Here is an 18,562-nt window from a genome sequence, read left to right as displayed (position 1 = left end):
TTGATCGATTCCGCGCGCAGATAGACCCGCTCCGAGCCCAGGTCGCCATAGCCGCCGACCAGCAGGAAACATTCGCGCACATCGGCACGGAAGCGGTTCGGTAGGATGGCGGTGTGTTTCAGGCGCAGCAGCGCTGGATAGGGGTCCTGGCGCGCAGCACGACCGGTCGGGGCATCCAGACCCGAGAGCAGCACCCCGCGCAGGATGCTGCCGGCCGGGATGCGCACCTCGGGGATGGCGGCTTCGGCGACCTCCTCTGGGCTCGGTGGTGGCGGCGCATCGGCATCGGCGACGCGGCGGATGTTGAGGCTGCGGGTCGGGGTCTTGGGTGCATTCGCAGCTGCAGTGCCGCTCGACGCTGGTGGTAGGAACAGCTGATCGAGGCTCGGTGGTGTGTCGGATGCGGCTGCTGGAGGTTGGCCTGTTACCGCGGTGGGTGGGGTGAAGACGCCCGCGTCGTCGTTGGCAGAGGCAGACGAGCGCTCTGCGGGTTCGGCCTGCGCATCAGCCTGGTCGGCAAGACGCCTCTGCAGACCCTCATGCAGGCTGCGCACCTCGCGGCGCAGCGCCTTCAGCTCGGCCTCACGCTCGCTGCGCAGGGTCTGCACCAGGCGGCTCTGGCTGCTGTCGTCGGCGACACTGAGGCCGACCTTGTCCAGATTATGGGCGATCCCGCGCACGTCACTTTCCAGGCGCTTCAGCCGTCGGCCCAGGCCATCGATACCCAGCTCGCGCGGATCGACATCGGTGAGCAGATTGGTCACCAGGCGCTCGCGCTCGCCCTGACGGGGCGTGTGCTGACCGGGCGCGGTGGCCATCAGCCAGGCCAGGGCGGCGATCACCACACCGCCGGCGCTCAGCGTCAGGGCGCGACGCGTCTTCGGGCTGAGGCTGGACCAGTGGTCGGTGAGCGCGGTCATCGGCGCGCCTCCGGCTGGTCGGACGCTGTCGCTGGCAGCCCTGAACCACCCGGCATGGGCAGCGAGGCGTCACCCGGACGCAGTGCGAGCAGCAGTTGGGTCTCCTCACCCTGGCGCAGCGCGGTACGAGGCCAGGTCGCCTGGGCGGCGATGAGGACTTTGCCGCGCGGGCGGCAGTGATGCGGGGTGATCTCGAGGGGTTGTTTGCCGCTGTAGCGCAGCGTCGCCTTCAACAGTCGGAGCTGTTCACCCTCGTGGACCTCGAGATCCGAGACCCGCAGTCCTTTCGCTTCACAGCGCAGACGCTCCTCAGAGCGGACCGAGCCACGGCGAAAACCCTCGGGCCGCTCGCCACGGGCCAGATCACGCAGGGCCGTGGTCAAAGCCTGGAGATACGGCAACGGCTGCTGCCAGAGGGCGGGATGCGCCGGACTCAATGCCACCGGGGCGGTCTCTGGCTGCGCATCGGCGGGCGTCTTTCCTGTGGTTTGAGACTGGGTCTGCGTGGCTTGGTAACCGGGGACCTGGAGCCGGATCTCGCGCGGAGGGACGCGGCGTGGGGCCAGGGTCAGGGCGATCGTGGTGCCTGCGGCATCGCCCGCGCTGATGTAGAGCGTCGCTGGGACCTCACTGGCGGTGGCGACATAGACGACACGGCCCTCGACCTCGGTGCTGAGTTCGGAGACGGTGCGCACCGACGGGCGCTCGAACGGGGTGACGATGCGATTGAGATGATCGATCGCCAGTTCGAGGATGGCATTGGCGCCGGGCGCCACGGTCACGGTGCGTGGTCCCAGCGCGAGGACTGCGGGCTCATCCGGATTGGAGTCGTCATCGGCGGAACCGATTCCGGCGTTGGCCGCCGTGGCCGCAGAAGTGGTCACCCCAGCACTGCCGCGCAAAAAGGGACTATCGGCGTGCAGTGGCGCCGCCGAGCCAATGAAGACCAGCGTGACCGCGAGCAGGAGTCGCGGTGGTGTGCGCGGTGCACAAGTGCATGCTGCTGAGAAGGGATACAAAGCCATGGCTAAGACTGCTCCGGTTGGCGAGGGGTGCCGGGATAGACATCCAGATGCGTGATCACCGGACGGTAATGACGGAAACTGACGCGAACCTCGAAGGTGCGCTGATGACGCACCGGCTGCGCGCCAGGACCGACGCTGACCTGGTGGCCGGTGATGTAGTGGGTATCGATCGTGGGGTCGTAGCTCAGCGCACTCGGGGAGAAGTGCATCGAGACCCGCTCGCGCTTGATCGCATCGACCTGCTCGCCGATGACCTCCATCACCGCGGCGCGCAGCGGCGGCGCGAGCAGTGGCTCGAGGGCGTGCTGGATGAAGTCGGCCGAGCGTGCGCCGACGTTGCCGAGCAGTTCGGCGACATAGATCGCCCAGGCCTCTTTGACCTCACGCGAGGCGCGGTCGCGGGCGACGTTGACTTCGCCCTCGAGGATCGGTGGCACCAGGACCACGGTGCGATCGGCGCGCAGCAGTGCGGCCAGGGTTAGAAGATTGGTCAGGAGCAGCAGCGCCACCGCGAGTCGATGGAAGCGGTTCTCGCGGTTGATGCCGCGCCAGGTCTGGGTCAGGGTGTTGAGGTTCATGCGTGCCCTAACCCCGCCAGCAGCGACTGAACGGATTCGGGCAGCTGCGTGCGCCGAGTGGGACCAGGCCGTGCCAGTAGGCCCAGTGCAGCGCGAAGCCATCCGGGCGGCTGTCGCGGAAACGGCCGTAAAGCCGGGACAGTCCCAGGCCGAGCAGCACGAACAGCAGCAAACGATCGGCGAGGATGCCGATTATCAGCATCAGGATCAGGATCAGTGGAATAAGGTCATCCAGGCGCCAGAGCAGCAGCGAGGGTGGGTCATCGATGCCGCGTGGCAGGTCGAGGGCATGCATGGGGTTCGCCTCCGGTGTGTCGGTGGCGATAGCCTGGCGGGATTGGCGCCGGCGCGCGATGGCGAAAGATCAGCAGATTGGGGCTGATTCGCGAGGGGGTGGATTGGAGTCATTAAGGCGCAGGCGCTGAGGACCCTGATGATCAGCAGGCTGAGGGTCGAGAGGCTGTATGGATGCCGACAGCTTGACTGAACGCCAAGACATCATATCATTAGCAATATGAAGAAGCGTCGCGTGGTGCTCGACACCAACGTCTTGGTCGCGGCCTCCCGGAGCCGCCGTGGAGCGTCCTTCGCGCTCTTGCGGCTGTTGCGAGAGGGACGCTTCGTTGCTTTGGCGTCGGTGCCGTTGCTGCTGGAGTATGAAGCCGTGCTGAAGCGGCCAGAGCATCTGTCCGTGGGCGGTCGTACCCTGGCCATGACGGATGCCTTCCTGGATGCCCTGTGCCTGCGTTGCGAGCCGGTAGAACTCTATTTTCTATGGCGCCCTCGCGCTCGAGATCCCGCCGATGACATGGTGCTGGAGACGGCGCTGAACGGCCGCGCTGATCACTTGGTCACAGTGAACACCCGCGATTTTGCCGCGGCGGCGGCTTTTCAGTTGGCCGTGGTCGAGCCGCGCGCGTTGCTGCATCAACTGCAAGAGGAACAAGTCTGATGGCCAACTACGCCTTGCGCGTTCCCGAATCCCTGTTCGCCTATGCCCGCAAAGTTGCGGAGGAAGAACAGGTCTCGATGAACCAGTTCTTCGTCACCGCGATCGCCGAGAAGATTGCCTCATTGAAGACCGAGGCCTATTTTCAGGAGCGCCGTGACCGCGGGGATCTCGCGGATTTCGATGCCTGGCTGGCCGCGAGCCCAGATCAGGCACCGGATGCCGGCGACGAATGGCCCTAGCACTGATCGCAGACAAGGCTTCGCGCTGTGCGACGTGCAGCACCCAGCGACAGTTGACCGCTGCAGGCCTGGAGGCTCGGCGCACAGGCGAGCGGCCGAAAGGCCCTGTCACTGTCCTCTGGCCGTGACGCCTACAGCAGGCTCCACTTCGCAAAGGTCGCCGCCTGCCCCGCCGGGCGACCCTGCGCATCGGTCAGGTTCCACACGCTGACCTGCTCAATCATGAAGCGGCGCCCGGACGCGGAGACGCGCACACCGCGATAATCCTCGATGAAACCGCGTTCAGCGACCGCCGCTAACAGGCGTGCGCGCTCCTCGCGACTCAAAGGCTCGGCCGACAACCGCGAGGGCATGGCGGTGAGCTGCGCCCAGGTCATCTCGAACAGTCGCTGGGCGGTGAGATTAGCGTAGTTGAAGATCGGATCGGGTTCGGTGCCGTGGGAGAGCACGACGAACGGTGCGCAATAGAGCGCCTCGCCCGGCGATGGGTTGGTGTCGGCGATGATCAGATCCCTTCCCGTCAGGCGCCGATAGCTTGCGCACAGCATCGCCACATGGTCGGCAAGGAAGGCATTGGCAGGAGAAGGCTCAGGAGGCATGGTGCGGCTTGCATCACTCATTAGGCACGCGGTGTCGCGTCGTCATCATCATATGGGTCGCTGCGAGGATCAGGACGATCTCGGTCGGCACAGACCCCGTCTCCAGCCACACCAAGACCAAAGGCTTCGCTAACCTCTGAGACTGAACCCCATGCCCATCGACAATACCCCATCTGCCGAGCATCAACTGTTCGACACTGGCACCCTGGTCCCGTTTCGTGTGCTCGATACACGCAGACGGAGATCACCCCAGACAAGGAAAACCTCTTTGTGCGCGTCGAACTGGTGTTTGAGGACGATCAGGATGACACCGATCCGGAAGCGCTCGTTGACTGGGGCGCCTTCGGCTTCTTGTACGCACTGACCGCGCTGTCGTTCCATGATGCCCGCCCCCGTGGCAACTCAGCAGTGGAGTTTCACAGCGAGGACCTGTTGACGGTGGCCGACTTTCTGGAGGCGCTCTCCTTCGGTCGCTACGGACTGCGCATAGAGACCGACTATGTGCGTGGGCGAAGCATGAAAACGGAGGTGACGATCCGGCCCGACGGACGGGTCACCCTGACGACCTGGGGCCGAGGCAAGAGCGCCTTGCATTGGCTCGACCGTCTGCAAGGCAAGCGCCGCCTGCAGGCCGTTTCGAGCGGACCTGCAGCTAGCTGACGAGGCGATTGATCGGGCCTCGGTGGGCATCCTGACGTGACCAAGGCCACATCGCCGGCCACCGCGTCTATTCCACCACCGGAGATTTGCCATGATCAAACGGTTACCCACCGGCGTCGAAAATGGCACATCAAACCCGTGGGTGATGGAGGTCGAACCCGAGGTGATCATCAGTGGCTCGAAAACCATCGAGGCGGACAAAATCATATCGACACGGGTTGCACGGATCTCTCTGGAAAAGACTGGAAAGCCCTGCTTGGGCTCGTTAATGACGGCTGGGTAGTCGATCTAAGGGACAATGTAGAAGGCAGGAATGAGTTCCTAAAGGGTCCAAAACGTTTGGGCTGCAAACAACGCCGCTAGCATCAGAGAGGCCGTGTCGTAGCACTTGGAGAGGCAATCGCTAGCAGCCTATTTTACAGCCGTCTTCGTCCCTCCCCCATGGCGCGTGATTCGCGGCCGACACTTGATCTTAACCGCCGTCCTTGTAAAGGCGTCATCAGACGCTTTGCTGGACCAGACATAGGCTTCTCCGGCGCCGAGATGGCTCATCTTGTCGGAACTCAGCTCACCGAGGGAAGCATTGGCCTTTTGGATATGCTTCAACCAAGCTGGTGAGTTGAACTTGTGCAGGATGATCTGCGATGACAGCTCGATCAGCGAAACCGGAACCGAGGGTGGATCTTGGGAGGCGACCATGATGCTGGTTCCCTTATGGCGCATCTCGCGCACGACTTCCACCAGGCCTGACACGAGATCATCGTTCTCGATGTACTTGTGGGCCTCATCGAACACGACGAGCTTGTTGAACGGATGCCCGCGGTAGGTGGCCTCTGAGAAGATCTGGAGCATCACCACGAACAAGCCGAGCGCCTCATCCTTCTCGATGTACTCATCACGCAGATCAACGATGATGAGGCGACCTGGACGAATCACGTCCTGTAGCCGCCTCGCGTCATCGATATACTCTCTGGCGAACAGGAGACGCGTCTGCGCCAGATCCTTGAGATGATCGGATAAACCCGACGCATCGATCCCCTGCTTCAATCCATCAAGCGTCAGGTTATCCCGCAGACCCCGCATCATGAGGTTGATCTGGCGCATGTACATGCTCTGACTGCCAATCGCCCCCATCAAGAACTTCCAGTGCGCGGCCTTTAGCTCGGAGGCCGCGAAAGCGATCGGCTGAACCTCAATCCCAGGATACTCAGCACGTCGTTCCTCGACCTTATTGGCCGGCGTGAGAATCACCATATCCTGCAAGGCTTGCGGAGTTGACTGATAGCGCTCCCGCAGAACGCGGATCTCCTCGTCGACGGGATTCGCATCTATCATCGACGTGAACTCGGGCGCATAGTCTTGGGTTGGGCTGTAGTGAAAGATGACCGTAGCGAGTGGGCTTGGAAGCCGATTGATGTGCTCGAGCGGCATGGACGCCATTTCGATCACGGTTCCCAGCGTATAGCTCTTGCCACCACCCTGAACACCGAAAAGACTGATGGTGTGGGTATGATTCAGATCCAAGGCGACCTTGCGCCCGGAAACCTCGCCGAGTACTCCGTACTGTGGGGACTCGCCACTGACACCAAGCATGATGTCATACTCCGCGCTTGCCTCAGCCGCCTGTCTGTGCTCCTCGACATCGTCAGCCAACGACGATCGTGACGAACTCTGCTCTGGACGCGGCTCCTCGGACCCAGTCCGGCTTGCAGAGGTTCCAGCACCGTCGTCGATTGGATCCTCTCCATGCGAACGCGCCTGCACCGGTGGAGAGACGATAGGGTCTGCCGGTTCGAATGGCTGCTTCCCTTGACCCGAGCCTTGATCGGTCACATCGTTGAAGTCGTCGCCTTTCGGGGCGACGGTATCTGGCTCGCGTGAGTCGTCACGCTCTTCCGAGTTATCGGCCGCCAAGCTATCCAGATCCCTCTCGTCCTCAGTCCAAGCCGTATCCGTCAGTCGAGTGACCGAGCGCTCTCTCACGGGCGCAATGAAGGCCGCTGTCTCCAATCTCGGCACACTGGGGATGAATTGCTCGCTCAGCATCAACGTGGTTGTCTCGCTCTCGGCGTTGTCGACAACCTGAGCGCAGCAGTTTTCCACCAAGGCATGGATCAAATCCTTGCCGACGCGATGGAATTCGATGCCGACTTCGACTTCGGGTGCCTCCGTTCCGGGCTTGTCGAAATCGAAGATCAGCGCGCAGCGGCGAAACTGTAGGGAATACCCGCTCTCGATGCTACCGAGAAAACCGCGGGCTTCCTGAGCCGCCTCTTCGTCGAAGATCCCATGGCGTACCGCACGCTCGAGATAGAAGCGGAGGATCTGGGCCAGCTCACGGCTCTTCAGCAACCGGTCTGGACGGTCTGGTTGCTTCAGCGATGGATCAAAATGGCGTTGCAGGATGCGCTCGCTCTGATTCACCTGCGCTGAAATGCGCTCCTTGAGCTGATTGAAGGCCGCGAAGTCACCGACCTGCGAGTAGCACTTCACTTCGACCAGATTGCAGGTCATGATCCGCTGCGACAAATCGAGGTCGAACAGCGCCAAATCAGTCCGCTGCAAGCTCAGAGCATCGTTGACATCATCGATCTCACCACTGGTCCGGTAGAGGTCGATGTGCGCATCCAGTGGCACGATGACCTGATTGCTTAGGGCGCCTTGATACTCAAGGTAAAGTCGCGCGAAGGCCAGACCTAAGGCCTCCAACTGCTGCGTGGGCGCTGAAATCAGCTTCAACGCCAACTGACCCGAGAGCGCATTGAGACTCGCCAAGAGTCGCGCCGACTGCTCTGCGTTGGCGGCAAGCTCATAGCGGCTCAGCGTCGGTTTCAGCATCGCCTCGAGCTCTACATTGGATCGGGATGAGATGATCAGATTGTGGGTCGCCTGGGAACTCGCGCCCGGTACATAGTCGATGAGGTAGTCTGGCCGGTTCTTGCGGCCACCATGGTCGAAGAACTCGATCCCCATGTTCCGATCGATCGTAAAGACCCAGTCGCTCGTCTGATGAACGTCATAGATCAAGGCCCGCTCCGCAACGCCCAGCCCGAGGGTCAGGGTCGGAACGGCCTTGAAGCTCGCCCCCGAGGCAGCAACCGCCGAGATGGAAGAGCACAGCTGACGACTGAGCGCCGCCAGCGTATCGAAGCAGGCCGCTTGCTGATCCGCCCCCAGCGGCGCGCCAACGACCGGCCATTTGCTCCAATAAGCCCCAGCCTCATCGTCCACAAAGTCATTGGCGAAGTCCTGGATCAGGCCATGCAGTGGGGTGATCCCCGACGGTCTCTCCGCAATTGACAGTTCCTCGGCCGAAAAGACATCCATCAAGAGGCTGATGTGCGCGGGATAGTCCTTGGGACTGGCCTCAAACGCCTCGAGGGCATGCTTCGCCAGATTCAACTTCGAGAACAGATGACTGCCAGTGGATCGCGCGAAGGCGTCTCCGGCCTCGTCGATGGTCGTGCCGGGACGCACCATGAGCTCGAGCGACTCGCCAACGACCGGCGAATCAGGATCGGGGGCGAAGAGGCGGATGTCATAGCGCAGATCGGCATGCTCGCGCTTCTGCTGCAGGGCCAGCAGCGCCTCCGCGATCAAGGCGCCGGTGCCAGGATTGAAAACATTGATCGACAGCTCACGAACATAGGGATGCTGCGAGAGATAGCGCTCGATCTTTCCGGCGATAACGCGCCCCGAGAGGTCAGCACCGGCCACCGATGGCTCTGACAAGCCCAAGGCCGAGCAGATCTCTGCGAACAAACCGCGCGCGCTAGTTTCAGTGGTCGCGGCATAGAGCGCCCAGCATGGATTGAGCTGCTCGACAGGGGTAAAGATACGTCCATCCTCAACCGGCACACCCACGGGAAAGGCCGCGGGAGCCAGCCGCTCCAAGAGCGCCGTGCGCACATGGCCGATATGGTCCTGTCCGCCGGTCTTGACCCGCCCGATCCAATCCCGAGCCAGCTCAGACCAACTGGCCAGCCAGAGGGCGCGCAACGGATGCGTCGGTGAAACCAGCACCGCCTCGCGATGACGCCCACGAAAGTCCGTCAAGATGACATGCACGGTATCCACCGCAAGCAGCGTGCGCAATGACACCAAATGCTGTTGTTGCTCGCTGCCGGAAGTCGCTTCCGCCTGCCGACTCAGGCTGCGTACCAGATCGAGATAGGCTTCGGCATAGGACAAGCACATCGGCCCTGTCTCCAGGAACGACAGGCCCTGCATCACCAACTCCGCAGTGCCGCCTCGGATCAGGACGAAGAAATCCTCACGAGCGGCTAAGAAGGACGACATCGCTGTCGATGAGGGGAGGCTCAAGCCCGCCTCAGTCGGCGGCTCGGCAGCATCCAGATTGATCTGCATCCGCCAGCCAGCAGGATGACGCGGGGCGGCCAAGATCCGCTGCTCAATGGTCTTGAGCACCCGCGACATGGGCACCTGGACCGCCCCGTCGCGACCGAACTTGACCAGCAGCGTCTCCTGTCGCGCGTTCTTCCTCGAGCGCCCGGCATCCGCCCATTCAACACCCGTCAGCGCGATGTCCTCCGGATCACGCTCGTCACTCACAGCGGTCAGCTGCAGACGAATGCGCGCATGCTCCAGACTCAGCTCGACCGGAATGGCCCGCTGAGGCGGCTCCTCTTCGAGCGCGCCGCCGGGCAGGACATAAAAGGGCTCACTCTCATAGGCGCAAGCATCGGTTTCCGCGTCCTGGTCCATGTCCAGCGGTATCGGATCGCCATCGGCCGTCCACGGGAGCACCCGGATAACGTGCCAGCCCTCCTCGAAATCGATCTTGTTGAGCTTGGTCAGCGTGGTCGTGCACTGCACACGGCGCGGCGTCCAAGCCTTCACCTTCTTGGATTTGCCGACTGGCCCCCCGTTCTGGGCCACGATCTGCACGCTGAAGTGATCGAGACCGCTGACCTTGCCAGGATGCGGATTGACCGCGAAGACCACGGCCATCTTGCGCCGGTCATTAGGGATCAGGACTTGCTGCCCGACGAGCCCCGACAACTGCTCGCTTCCGTCCTCCTCGCGCACCAGGGGTAAATCCGTTTCCAAGACCCGTAAGGACACCTTATCCAGGGACAACTCTTCCTGGAAGGTCCACTTGTCGAATGAGAGACCCCACCAGGGCTTGTCGGTCGCAATGGGTCGCGTCCAAAGGTCCGGCTCTTGGACCTCATATTGCTCGAAATAGGCAAACAGGCGCTGTGCGAGCGCCTTGTCACTCAAAGCCAGATCGGCGATGCGTCCGCGCACGGACTTATGCGAGCTCATGAGGTTGCGAACGCTGCCCAGATTGCGCCGCGCCCTGGCGATGAGCATCCCGGGATCGGCAAAGAGCTTGAAATCTGGAATCAGGGTCAGCTCATAGAGGCTAGCCCCCAGCGTTTCGCCGTCGATGCCGTTCTCCAGCGCCGTCAGCAGATAGCGCACCCGAGCAACATCGCTGGCAAAGGACCAGTCCTCGTCCGACAGCAGCCCGAAGAGCTGACGCACATGGCCAACCAAGGTGCTCGGTAGCCGATCGAGCAGTGCCCCCAGCAGGTCTGCATAGAGCCCAGCAAAGCTCAGCTCCTCGAAGGTTGCGACCCCGAATGAATCCTCAGCGCTGGTCCGCAGCGAGGCCGGTAGAAAGACTAGGAGCGGCTCGCGCAGCCCACCCTCAGCATCCGGATTGCGCAGCTCGACCAACTTGGTCGAACTGATGCGATAGGGACGTCCCTCGTCCTCATGACCCGCCAGGATGAAGACGTTGCGATCGGCTTTGTCTTGACGCAGCGCTTCGCACAGAGCCTCCATCACCGCGTCATCGAGGTCGGTCATCCGCATGCAATGACCCGGTCCCCGCTCACCGATGATCGCCTCGATACGCGGGTACAAGACCTCGGCGAGCGCCCGATTCAGGCCATCCTGAGACAACCGAGTGAACCCTTCGCTCATACGCTTCTCCCACTCGTCGCGATTCGATCCTGTCGCGTGATCGCATAGCGAGGCGACACCTTCTGCGTCACATAGGCATCCGAGAGATCCTGATAGAAACCGATTTCCCGCAGACGACGCTTAAAGGTCTCGAGGTTCAGCCGCAAGGCCCGCCGCTCTAACAGGCTGTGGCCTCCCTCGGCACTCTTCGGGAGCTGGTCGATAGAGAGCCCGTAGCGTTGGCGTAGCAGCGACAGCAGTTCCTCGATGCGGATCTCGCGAGTGACGAAACGCCCAGCCTCCGGCGTGATAACGGCAATCTGCAACAACACCTCCAGCAACTTGCTGCCAAGCCGAAAACGTCGAGCACTCCCCTTGGCGCGCGACTGAACGAGCAGCCCCGAGTCCTTATTCTTCAGCAGCAGTGAGTCGAGACACTCGGTGATGTACTGGCGGTGATAGCGGCCGCGATAGGCCATCAGGATCTCGATGAAGGACTCGAACTCGCTGAGCCCCATCGCCATCACCTGCCGAATCTCCGGATCAAGCTCGTCGGCGCCACCCGCCGACTCCTCGATCAGGCTAGCGAGCCGGAACTTGAAGTAGGCTTGGCGCTCCACCTCATGCGCTGGCTTGAGCAGCTCGACCAGATCGCCCACCGCGAACACCCCACTGCTCGGCGCAGCGATCTTGCCGGTCTTCTTGCTCAGATAGTCGGCCATCTCATCAAGCTTCTTGACGACGAAATTCGCTTGCACGAAGGCGGGGATCTGGCGATAGAGCCGGTCGGTTGAGGCGCGCGCCAGTTCGGCCATGTCCGGATTGGCGGCATCGCCCATATCAACGACCAGCGCCAACCGATAGGGACAGCCCGCCAGCGCCTGATCCGAGCCGGCATCGACCGGACACTCCTGGGCCTGACAGATCTCGCTCCCGCCGCGCTGTTTGACCAGCTTCGGCAAGAGCTGCAAGAGCTTGAGGTGATAAAGCGCCAGATGGAAGGCCATCAGGGTCTTGAGATACTCCACCAGCACCGAGCGCGGGATGTAGGGCTCGTAGGCAAGGAGGCGCAGCACATCATCGGCCAGGATATCCGCCTGTCCGATACACAACGGCGGATAGCGCGACGGCTCCTTCGAATCCTTCATATCCTGGGTCACCTGTTGGTCCAGGCGGAGGATGGCTTGAGTCTCGACATCTACCGGGGCGCTCGCGTCGTAACGATCCGTCACCAAGTCGATCCCAGCAAAGAAGAAGCGTTTCAAGGCGTCGCGGGCGGCCTGTCCCTTGCCCTTACGCGCATAGAAGAGCATCCAGTAGAGCTGCTCCGCGGCGCCGTAGTCACGCGTGTGCTTGGCATTGCGGAACTTGTAGGTATTGCCATGCAGCGGGCGCGGCGCGGCGACGGCCTGATTGGCCTTGCCCCGATTCACCACGTCGAGCAGATCGGTTTCGAGCCAACGGCTGATCACCTGCGGATAGCGGTCGAAGCCCGTGAACCAGTCGGGGTGCTCCAAAAAGTCCTCCATGAACTCATCCACCGTCAGATCGCCACCGCGCGGCGGGCGCCGACTCGCATAGCCGTCGTATTTCAAACGCGGAAACAGCATGGTCAGCACCCGATCCATCTCGATGTGCTTGAAGTCGACATAGGTCGTCTTCGGCGTACGAAACTCTTTATCGCGCCCCTTGATCGTCATGCGTAAGTCGCCCCCTTTTCGGACACACTGAGCGCCAACGTCCCGCTGTCCATTCGCGTGATCTCGTAGAATCGGTGCCCCGTCTCGGTGAGCAGCACCTCCTGATAGGGCGCCGCCGAAAGAACGTTCTTGAACACCGCCAGGCTCAGATAGAAGCCCTCCTGCTCCTCGATGCTTGGCCGGTAGCCCCGGTTCAGACGCATCAGCATCTCGTAGATATCGAGATTGATGCGCAGGCTGGCCCGGTGGCCATCGCCGGCGTCATAGACCAGGACCAGCACCTGGGGCAGACACTCCAGAAAGGGATGCGCCGCCGCGTCGAGATCGGTGCGCAAGCTGAAACGCGCCCCATCGAACAGCCGATAGCTGCGGATACTGGCCTTGTCCACCTGGCGCACGCGCAGCGCCAACTGGTTGCCCAGCCGGGCCGGATCAGTGAGCCCCTCGCCCCGGTTGATGGCCTGCAGGATGGCCGTCACCTCCGCGGCACCCTTCTCGCCCGGCTCGCGAATGGCGCTCAGGAAGGGCTCGATGCCGTCATAGGGCAACATCTCCTTCCAGGCATCATCGCGGCGCTCGAAGAAATGCCGGCGCCGCAGATGCGCGAGATAGGCACGGTGTCTGGCGATCAGGCGGGCGCGGTTCTTTGACGAGTAATCCCGTGGCAGCGCACGGAAGAGGCTGTCCATGAGCGCCTCGTCATAGCCGCCGCGCTCGGCGAAAGAGAAACGGCTCAAGTCCTGGTGGCCGGGCGCCTGAAAGCCGAGCCGGCGGTCCAGGTCCGGATTGCTCACCTCGGCGACATCGATCTCGCGCAGCAACGCGATCAGGCGGTCGTTCGAGCCCTCGCCGCCACCCATCCAGGCGTTGAAATAGAAGCCGTCCATGATCCGGCTTTGGCTCTCCTCGCCCCCGCTCTGATAGAGCTGATGGATCGCCGCGCAGTCGCGCGTCCCGACCAGCATGAAAGCGAGCGCCGAGCGCAGGTCGCGCAGTGTGATGTGCAGCCGGCCGCGCAGATGGGTGATGGTGTAGAGCCGCTTCAGACGCTCGATCACCTTGGGTCCGGCCACCAGGTCCTGGAAGGTGCGGGCATTGTGGTGGACATAGCACTTGCCCGCGATGTCGCATGACTCGCAGGCCTGCCAGTAGACCGGCTGGGTCATCGTCTGGATCAACCGCTCCAAGATGGACGGCCGCGCCTCGCCTCGATCCCTCATGGCATCGCCCACGGCATCGGCGACAATCGCGCGCAGATTGAGGTTGATGACAGCGACGCCATCCTCGGGCGCGGCACCCGCCAGCCCCTGTTCGACGTGGCGCGCGAGCTGCGGAAATTCGCCCTGGTGCTCCAGAAAGAAGTCGACCAGACGCCCCTCGTTGATCGCGATCAGTCGGGTCTGACGCGGCGGCCAGCCGGCGCTGTCCTCCCCGGCATAGGGCTCGAAGAAGCGCCGCAGCACGGCCTCGTTACGCTCGTCGCCCTCGTCCTGGCTGCCGTCGTAGTTGCTCTGGAACTGATGCCCCTTGAGCTGAAAGACGGCACCATTCGCCCCGCGCTGGATCTGGGCGCCCTGCCCTTCGGCGAAGCTCTCGAACTGCTGGATGAAGGCGGTCTTGCCATCCCCAGCGTTGCCGCTGACGATCACCAGCCGCAGATCGCCCTTGAGCAAGGCGGGCCGGAGCCGCTCATCGAGATAGGTCGGCACATAGGTCGCCTTGCCGATCGCATCCAGACCGCGGGTGCCCGCATTCGACACCTGGCTCTGGCTATAGAGGGTCAGCAAGTGAGTGACAAAAGGATTGGTGTTGGGCTGGGTCGGCTCGAAGCTCAGGCGCGCGACCGTCTTGGCGCCGCTCCCGTTGCCGTTCACCAGCTCGCTGGTACTGATGACGGACCGATAGCGCTTCACCTCATCGAAGGCGGCCAGCAGCGCCTGCGCCGAGGGGAAACGGTCCTGACGCTCGGGCGCGATGGCCTTGGTCACCAGCCCGACCAGCGCACTGCTCAGATCGCCGCAGCCCTTGAACTGCTTGGGGTCCTTGGGCTGAGTACGGATCGGCGGGGTCGGCTCGTCGAAGGGATAGCGTCCGGTCAGACACTCGTAGCAGGTGATGCCTAGGGCATAGAGATCGCGATCGGTCCGATCCGAAGCGTCCAACTCACCCGCATGATCGTAGTCCGGTGGCAGATAGCGGCGCGTCCCGCCCCCGCCCGGCACCTCATCGCGTGCGTCCACTGCCACGTTGAAGTCGATGATCCGCACGCCCTTGCTGGTCCAGAGCAGATTGGAGGGCTTGATGTCCTGGTGGTAGACGCCGTGCTGGTGTAGATGGGCCAGACCCTCGGCAGCCTCACGGAGGATACGCACCGAATCCTCGAGCGACAGCGCCTCGGTCTCGATCAGATCCGAGACATCCAGGCCCTCGACATACTCGAAGACGATGTAAGGCGTCTGCTTGGCGTCGGCCATGCGGTCGGCCCAGATCACCTTCACCACATGCGGATGCTCGGGCAGCGCGGTCAGGGTCTTGTATTCGCGACGCAGACGCTCATAGACGCTGCGGCGGTCCTTGGTCACCAGCTTGATGACCCGCACGATGTCGCCCAGCGCGTCGAAGACCTTGTAGGCAACCCCGAAGCCGCCGCTGCCGAGCCGCTGCTGGATGCGGAAGCGATCGGCCAGGATGAAATCCTGCGGCAAGTCGGTCAGGTCCCTGTTCAGATCGGGGGTCAAAGCGGGCCGCTCGGGCTCCGGCGCGCTAGAGGCCGAGGCCGCATCGTCCCGCGCCTCGGGCAGGATGAGGTCATCCAGCGCCTTGCGCGCAATGGCCGCGCTGAGATGACGCGCCTCCGGATCGAAGGCGCAGAAGGTCTGTAGCCAGTCGTCGAAGCCCTTGGGAAGGTCCGGCTTGTGCTCGGAGGGCTGGATGGGGAAGCGCCCATCGGCCTCCATCATCTGATCGACGCCCGCGAAGGGCAGCTCGCCGGTCAGCAGCTCGTAGAAGACGAGCCCGGCCGCATAGAGATCGGAGGCGATGCTCGCCTGGCTCGGATCGCGGTAGCACTCCGGGGCCTGATAGTTTGGGTCCAGGTCATCGACCACCTGATAGGCAATGGTCGAGTCGCGGTGCTTCCCCACCCGCGCGAAATCGAACGCGGTGACCCGCGCCTGGCCGCCCTTGATCACCAAAATGGCGTCCGGGGTCAGGTTGCGATGGATCACCTCGTGGCGGTGCGCATGGTCCAGCCCGGCGAGCAGGTCGCGCATGACCTGGAGCTTCTGATCGAAGGTCAAGGCCAGCGCGGGCTTCATGATGTGCTGCCGCAGCGCCTGGCCGGGCAGATCCTCGGTCACCAGCACCACCCGATCCTCGTCGTCGGTGCGGAAGAGATCCCTTACCGCCAGCAGGTTGGCGTGGGTCGGCAGGTTGGCCACCGCGCGATAGGCGTTGCTGATCTTTTTGAATTCTTCGTCGCGGGCGGCGGCGTCCTGGTAGGGGTCGGCCTGGTAGACCCGCAGCCGCGCCAGTCCGCCGCTCTTGCCGAGCAGGCTGTGCTTGGCGCGGTATTCGGTATAGCGGTCGGTGCCGCCCAGGCGTTCTTCGACCTGCCAGTTTCCGAAGACCAGGGCCGCGCTGCGCGGCTTGGCTTTGCCGGTGATGGCTTTGGCGATCTGAGTGTGGAAGCGGCTGATGTCATCCAGGCGGTGGCTGGGGATGCGGGTGCGGTCGCGGAAGTATTTGAGGCCGTGTTTGAAGTCGGTGACGTCGGGGGCGTCGATGCCGGTCGGATCGAAGACGGCGGCGTCGTCGGCGGTCAGCAGTACGGCGGCATGGACATGGGCTTTTTTGCGGAGTTCGGTGAGTCCGGGGTTGCTCTCGGCGATGAGGCCGGCCAGTGCTTTGGCGTGGCTGCGCAATTTGGCCAGCGGGGAGATGAAGGGCTGGCGGCCGGCGGGATACCATTTGGAGCCGTGGACGTCGATGTTGCCGTGCGTGCCTTTGACGTCGATCAGATAGACGGCGTGCGGCGCGAGCAGGGCGATGTCGATCTCGAAGACCTCTTGGCCTTGGCGCAGTTCGAAGTTGTGGAAGATCAGCCAGCCATCGGGCAGATGGTCGCGGAGGAAGCCGATGGCGCGGCGTTCGGATTCGTTCGCGGGTTGCCCGATGGGGATGACCTTGGCCATCAGCGGGCGGCCTCCTCGATGGCGTGTTCGACGAGGGAGCGGGCTTGGTCTTCGAGATCGATTGCCTGCCCACGAAGCTCGGCGCTACGGAGTCCCATCTTGCCAATTTTCTCGAATACATCCCGATCCTGAAGATCAGGAACTACGACTTGCCCTACTTGCTCGACGTCCAGTGCAGGAATTGATGACCCATAGGCTCGCGACTTCAGTTGACGTCTACCATATTCGGAACGAAGAGCAATGAAAAGATAGCCAGCATCAATCTCGTTTCTACAGCGAATACGAATTGCATGTTCTGAAACAGTCCCGCCAATGATTTTCCCGTAAGGCAAAACAGCGGTACCAATGATTCCAGATACTTGCCCAGACCTTGGAATCAAGACGGTCTTTTTGTCCACTATCAGTTCATCAATGCCAGGCATTGTTTTCGGTATCAAAAAACTTGGCTGGGGATCCGCCCACATCAATGCAGTCGTACCAAACATCGGAATCCCAAATCCCTCATCCTCAACCTGGACTCTCTTGAATCGCTTAGGCTCGAATATTGAATCAGCAAGTTTTTCAACAGTCGTTGCGCCCACGGATGATGCTCTAACAACAGCAACTGCATTACTGTGGAAGGGACTATGAAAGACCGCATCCATACGTTTTATGAGATTTGAAGAAGAGACCGCTCGAACGCCAAAACCTACCCCGGAGCTGACGTGATCATGCAGCCCTAACATCCCTGCTGCTTGCTGCAAAGCCCGCATTGCATCGGCAACTGCTTCACTCGCCTTTGTTCTCAAATTCGCCGCTTCTTGAACAAGATCATGTGCTTGTTGCTCTACTTGTCCTAAGCGTGGAACTGGAAGGCCTGCGATATGATGTGGCTCTATGTGCTGGATGATTGCCCCATAGGTTCCTGATACGACAATAGGCACACCAAAACGACTGGAAAGATAGGCATAAAGATAACCTGACCGGATCGCATCTTCCTTCGGAACCACACGCATAACGTGCTCCGAGCATGCAATGCCATCCATGTCTGGACGAGCATAGGCCATCCGCCCAACAGTTCCTGAGCGTGTAATTAATGTCCAACCATTCCCAATAGTAAATTGAGGGTTTGATGCGACTTGTTTACGCGATATCAAAGGCAAATACGATAAGTCAGAAGCCAAGATATCTGTACTGCCCATGAAAGGAATGCCGTGCTCCGAAGACTCCACCCAGATTCGACCTTCTCTACCTGCGTGATAGATATCATTCGTGACATCAGCGAGAAAATTTGTATTGTGCTTTTTGAGCAACTCTCTTGCTTCGATTGCGCCAGACAAATATGGTCCGCAATCAAGACGACGACCATTGTTCTCCAACCACTTGCTCGGAACTGCCTTGCACTGAAACGTTCTACTCACGACTTCACCTCGCCGGTCGCCCGGAACTCCTCGAATTTCTGTCTGGCTCCGAAGCTCCAGCGTCGCATTGGCAATCGGGCTGCTGGAGCGTGGAAACGGAAGAGCAAATAGCGAAGAATGACATTCGTATCAAGAATGATCGGCGTCATGTGCGACCTTGCTCCATGTCAACTCCCGTTCCTGCTCAAAAGACGGGGCGGGATGGTGGGCATAACGGCTCAAGCCTCCCGCCACATCCTCTAAGGGCTGGCGCTGCTCGATCATCAGGCGCAAGGAATGCTCGACAATGGCGTGGACATCGGATAGTCCGGTTAATTCTTGCGCACGACGAACAAGATCATCGTCGATCATCACCTGCATGG

15 protein-coding genes are annotated in these 18,562 nt (G+C 61.7%); 4 read left to right on the top strand and 11 right to left on the bottom strand.

All coding sequences use genetic code 11. The annotated features are described in order from the left end of the window. From VBE63_RS14860 to traL, 4 genes are all read right to left on the bottom strand, one after another. On the bottom strand, nt 1–920 hold a 920-nt coding region (locus VBE63_RS14860), incomplete at its 3' end, for a conjugal transfer protein TrbI (protein ID WP_323683809.1). Further along, nucleotides 917–1,945 (bottom strand): TraK domain-containing protein, encoded by a 1,029-nt coding sequence (locus VBE63_RS14855; RefSeq protein ID WP_323683808.1) that lies wholly within the window; start codon nt 1,943–1,945, stop codon nt 917–919. The genes VBE63_RS14855 and VBE63_RS14860, both read right to left, overlap by 4 nt. Nucleotides 1,946–1,947: 2 nt before the next feature. Further along, entirely contained in the window at nt 1,948–2,523 is a 576-nt protein-coding gene (locus VBE63_RS14850; protein ID WP_323683807.1) for a TraE/TraK family type IV conjugative transfer system protein, read from the bottom strand. Nucleotides 2,524–2,530: 7 nt separating this feature from the next. Next, complete coding sequence (gene traL, locus VBE63_RS14845) at nt 2,531–2,818, bottom strand: type IV conjugative transfer system protein TraL (protein WP_323683806.1); 288 nt, start codon at nt 2,816–2,818, stop codon at nt 2,531–2,533. A gap of 219 nt (nt 2,819–3,037) precedes the next feature. Here traL and VBE63_RS14840 point away from each other — a divergent pair, with 219 nt between their 5' ends. Next, nucleotides 3,038–3,475, top strand: coding sequence for a putative toxin-antitoxin system toxin component, PIN family (locus tag VBE63_RS14840; protein ID WP_323683805.1), 438 nt, complete (start codon nt 3,038–3,040; stop codon nt 3,473–3,475). Then, complete coding sequence (locus VBE63_RS14835) at nt 3,475–3,714, top strand: hypothetical protein (protein ID WP_323683804.1); 240 nt, start codon at nt 3,475–3,477, stop codon at nt 3,712–3,714. Before VBE63_RS14840 ends, VBE63_RS14835 begins: the two co-directional genes overlap by 1 nt. Before the next feature lie 131 nt (nt 3,715–3,845). On the opposite strand, the gene VBE63_RS14830 is transcribed toward VBE63_RS14835, so the two are convergent. After that, complete coding sequence (locus VBE63_RS14830; protein WP_323683803.1) at nt 3,846–4,334, bottom strand: MEKHLA domain-containing protein; 489 nt, start codon at nt 4,332–4,334, stop codon at nt 3,846–3,848. Between the two features lie 249 nt (nt 4,335–4,583). On the opposite strand from VBE63_RS14830, the gene VBE63_RS14825 reads away from it, so the two are divergent. Next, entirely contained in the window at nt 4,584–4,973 is a 390-nt protein-coding gene (locus VBE63_RS14825) for a hypothetical protein (RefSeq protein ID WP_323683802.1), read from the top strand. Between the two features lie 91 nt (nt 4,974–5,064). Continuing rightward, complete coding sequence (locus VBE63_RS14820) at nt 5,065–5,256, top strand: hypothetical protein (RefSeq protein WP_323683801.1); 192 nt, start codon at nt 5,065–5,067, stop codon at nt 5,254–5,256. Between the two features lie 128 nt (nt 5,257–5,384). Here the strand turns inward: VBE63_RS14820 and mads8 are convergent, their stop codons facing one another. The 6 genes from mads8 to VBE63_RS14790 are packed head-to-tail and all read right to left on the bottom strand — an operon-like array spanning nt 5,385 to nt 18,560. Further along, on the bottom strand, nt 5,385–10,928 hold the full coding sequence (mads8, locus tag VBE63_RS14815; protein WP_323683800.1) for a methylation-associated defense system ATP-binding protein MAD8: 5,544 nt from the start codon (nt 10,926–10,928) through the stop codon (nt 5,385–5,387). Beyond that, nucleotides 10,925–12,607, bottom strand: a complete 1,683-nt coding sequence (gene mads7 / locus VBE63_RS14810; protein ID WP_323683799.1) for a methylation-associated defense system protein MAD7 — start codon at nt 12,605–12,607, stop codon at nt 10,925–10,927. Before mads7 ends, mads8 begins: the two co-directional genes overlap by 4 nt. Next, nucleotides 12,604–16,800 (bottom strand): methylation-associated defense system protein kinase MAD6, encoded by a 4,197-nt coding sequence (gene mads6 / locus VBE63_RS14805; RefSeq protein WP_323683798.1) that lies wholly within the window; start codon nt 16,798–16,800, stop codon nt 12,604–12,606. Before mads6 ends, mads7 begins: the two co-directional genes overlap by 4 nt. Continuing rightward, on the bottom strand, nt 16,800–18,200 hold the full coding sequence (mads5, locus tag VBE63_RS14800; protein WP_416274562.1) for a methylation-associated defense system restriction endonuclease subunit S MAD5: 1,401 nt from the start codon (nt 18,198–18,200) through the stop codon (nt 16,800–16,802). Before mads5 ends, mads6 begins: the two co-directional genes overlap by 1 nt. Continuing rightward, a complete protein-coding gene (locus VBE63_RS14795) occupies nt 18,197–18,349 on the bottom strand; it encodes a hypothetical protein (RefSeq protein ID WP_323683796.1) in 153 nt (50 codons plus the stop codon). Before VBE63_RS14795 ends, mads5 begins: the two co-directional genes overlap by 4 nt. Next, nucleotides 18,330–18,560 carry a type II toxin-antitoxin system VapB family antitoxin gene (locus VBE63_RS14790; RefSeq protein WP_323683795.1) on the bottom strand — a complete coding sequence of 77 codons (231 nt, stop codon included), beginning with the start codon at nt 18,558–18,560 and terminating at the stop codon, nt 18,330–18,332. Before VBE63_RS14790 ends, VBE63_RS14795 begins: the two co-directional genes overlap by 20 nt. Nucleotides 18,561–18,562 lie beyond the last annotated feature (2 nt).

Origin of the sequence: Lamprobacter sp., assembly GCF_034860625.1 — a bacterium.
Lineage (GTDB): Bacteria > Pseudomonadota > Gammaproteobacteria > Chromatiales > Chromatiaceae > Lamprobacter.
Note: the sequence above shows the minus strand (reverse complement) of the source record. Positions and strands in the feature narration are given on the sequence as shown.